We start from the raw sequence: 628 nt of genomic DNA, 5'->3' as shown, positions 1-628 counted from the left end.
CCCGCCATGTCCGGGAAGTACGAGCGCGACGGCACCCCCCGCCCCGGCAAGGCGCCCCGCACCGCCCCCGACCCGGACCGGCCCGAGGACCTGTGGAAGGCCCTGGACCGCGGCGAGGACCCGACGCGCGAGGCGTGACCCCAGGCTCACCCCCGGCGGCCCCGTGCGGGACAATGGAACCGAGCCGTCCCCCGGGCGGCGGCCCCATCTACCGCGTCACCCACAGCGCAACACCAACGAGGAGCAACTCATGGCGGGCACGAGCCACGGACACACCCCGGCCGCCTGGACCGGTGCCATCATCACGTTGATCGGCTTCTGCGTCGCAGGCGTCTTCATGGTCGCGGCCAACCCGCTCGGTTTCTGGGTCGGCGTCGCCGTGATCTTCGGCGGCGGACTCGTGGGCCTCGCCATGCGGGCCGCCGGTCTCGGTGCGCAGAAGGAGTCGGCCGAGATGGTCGAGGCCCGGGCGCGCGCCGGGCGGGCGCAGATCTCCCACTGAGCCGGCCGCCGGACCGTCCCGGCGACCGACACGCAGACAGGCGCAGCCCCGGTGGGGCTGCGCCTTTTCGCGTCGGCGGGGGACAATCGGCGGGTGGACGCCACCCCGACCCCCGCCGCCCCGCAG

2 protein-coding genes are annotated in these 628 nt (G+C 75.3%); both read left to right on the top strand.

The window, feature by feature from the left end; genetic code table 11:
* On the top strand, positions 1-138 hold a 138-nt coding region (locus D3105_RS34100), incomplete at its 5' end, for a Trp biosynthesis-associated membrane protein (RefSeq protein ID WP_165891148.1).
* A 112-nt stretch (positions 139-250) separates the two neighbouring features.
* Positions 251-502: an HGxxPAAW family protein gene (locus tag D3105_RS34095; protein WP_030719086.1), complete on the top strand. Its 252-nt coding sequence runs from the start codon at positions 251-253 to the stop codon at positions 500-502.
* The last annotated feature ends 126 nt before the right edge of the window (positions 503-628 follow it).

This window comes from Streptomyces globisporus (assembly GCF_003501885.1).
Lineage (GTDB): Bacteria > Actinomycetota > Actinomycetes > Streptomycetales > Streptomycetaceae > Streptomyces > Streptomyces globisporus_D.
This window is presented reverse-complemented; position numbering and strand designations above follow the sequence as displayed.